The following is a 1,920-nucleotide window of genomic DNA, read 5'->3' as shown; positions in this document are numbered from 1 at the left end:
GCCGTAGCGCAGCTCCGCCACCGCCATATCGATGGCACCCTGATGATGCGGAAGCATCATCGCCACGAAGTCGCGGTCGACGTCACCGGACGGCTTGACCATCATGCCCGCCATCATCCGGTCCATCGCGACAGACATCATGGTAGCGTAGCCATCGGCGGGGGCGGCCGCGACTGCGCCGGTAAGTAGGGCCGAAGCCGTCAGACCCAGCATCCAATCTCGTCTACGCATAAGCCTCCAGCGCATCGGTCTCGAAAGCGTAGACGATGCTCGTCGGGGTTTATTCCGTGGCCAAAGCCATTTTATCGGTCCTCACCAAAACGATAGTCTCATGCTTCTGCGGTTGATTGACCGGGTCGCGGTCGGACAGCATATGCGCAGGCACGGCGATGGATTTCCGCCGGGCCATTCGGTCGAACCGCCCTCGCAAGGGCCGATGATTCCTACCAGGCGCCGCAAGGCAGCAAGGAGGAATGGTGCGCGCGACATTTCGCAATCTCTATGACCAGTTCAACATGGCAGCGTTCATTCGCGATCGCCGCACCCATGCCACGTCGGTACTGCGGTGGGCTTTGATCCTGGTCCCGATGGCCGCAGCGGTGGGAACGCTCTGCGCGGCCTTCCTGCGGAGCCTCGACGCCGTAACCCAGCTTCGCTTCGCCTTTCCCTGGCTGCTCTACCTGCTGCCGATCGGCGGGTTCGTGGTCGGACTGCTCTACCATCTGACAGGGCGCTCAGTCGAAGGCGGCAACAACCTCATCGTCGAGCAAATCCACGAACCGGGGGGCGGCGTGCCGCTGCGCATGGCTCCGCTCATCTTCTTCGGCACGGTCGTGACACATCTGTTCGGGGGATCGGCGGGACGTGAAGGCACCGCCGTGCAGTTGGGCGGCAGTCTTGCCAGCGGGTTTGGACGCGCGCTCAGATTGGATGCGGAAGCGACACGCACCCTCCTTATGACCGGGATCGCGGCTGGGTTCGGCGCGGTCTTCGGGACGCCGATTGCGGGCGCGGTCTTTGCACTGGAGGTGCTGGCGATCGGTCGGGTCGAGTATCGCGCGCTGGTGCCATGCCTGGTCGCGGCGCTGGTCGGTGACTGGACCTGTCTTGCCTGGGGCATTCATCACGGCGTCTACCATGTCGATGCGCTGGTGCCGGTCGACGCGCTGCTCGTCGCCAAGGCCGGTGTCGCCGGCATTGCCTTCGGTCTGACCGGGCTGACCTTTGCCGAGGCCAATCACGCGCTGGGCGGATGGTTGAAGCGCGTGATCCCCTATGGCCCACTACGACCCGTTATCGGCGGGCTGGCCGTGATTGCGCTGGTCTGGCTGCTCGGAACCCGCGACTATCTTGGCCTGGGTACGCTCGCCGCGACACCGGACAGCCTGACCATCGCCAGCTTCTTTGGTCCCGATACGCACTCGTGGAGCTGGGCGCTGAAGCTGCTCTTTACCGTCGTGACCCTGAGCGCGGGCTTCAAGGGGGGCGAGGTCACGCCGCTGTTCTTTATCGGCGCGGCGCTCGGCAATGCGCTCGCGCCGATGTTCGGAGTACCGTCGGGGCTATTCGCAGCGATCGGCTTCGTCGCGCTGTTCGCGGGCGCGGCCAACACACCGCTGGCTTGCACGTTCATGGGGATCGAGTTGTTCGGCGCGGCCTATACGGTGCCGATCGCAGTCGCGTGCTTCGTCGCCTACCTCTGCTCAGGCCACAACGGCATCTACCTGTCGCAGCGCGTCGCTGTGCCAAAGGTACCTGCCGCACACCTCACACCCGACGCGACCCTGCGCGATGCCCGCACGCACCGCGCTTCTCGCCGGCGCACGCGCGCCTGATCCTGTTTCCTGTCGAAAGCCCGTCATGCCCAATCGTTTCACCGTCCATCACCGCGAAGTCGGGATGCTGCGCATCTATCTGAAA

General features: G+C 64.5%; 2 protein-coding genes and 1 riboswitch. Of the genes, one reads left to right on the top strand and one right to left on the bottom strand.

From position 1 onward, the window contains the following. A partial coding sequence (locus SSA01S_RS18780; protein WP_244885716.1) for a DUF305 domain-containing protein occupies positions 1-213 on the bottom strand: 213 nt, incomplete at its 3' end. 163 nt (positions 214-376) lie between these two features. After that, a riboswitch (Fluoride riboswitch) is annotated at positions 377-453 on the top strand. 23 nt (positions 454-476) lie between these two features. Here SSA01S_RS18780 and SSA01S_RS18775 point away from each other — a divergent pair. Then, on the top strand, positions 477-1,835 hold the full coding sequence (locus SSA01S_RS18775; protein ID WP_061781611.1) for a voltage-gated chloride channel family protein: 1,359 nt from the start codon (positions 477-479) through the stop codon (positions 1,833-1,835). The last annotated feature ends 85 nt before the right edge of the window (positions 1,836-1,920 follow it).

This window comes from Sphingomonas sanguinis NBRC 13937 (assembly GCF_001591005.1).
Taxonomy (GTDB): Bacteria; Pseudomonadota; Alphaproteobacteria; order Sphingomonadales; family Sphingomonadaceae; genus Sphingomonas; species Sphingomonas sanguinis.
Note: the sequence above shows the minus strand (reverse complement) of the source record. Positions and strands in the feature narration are given on the sequence as shown.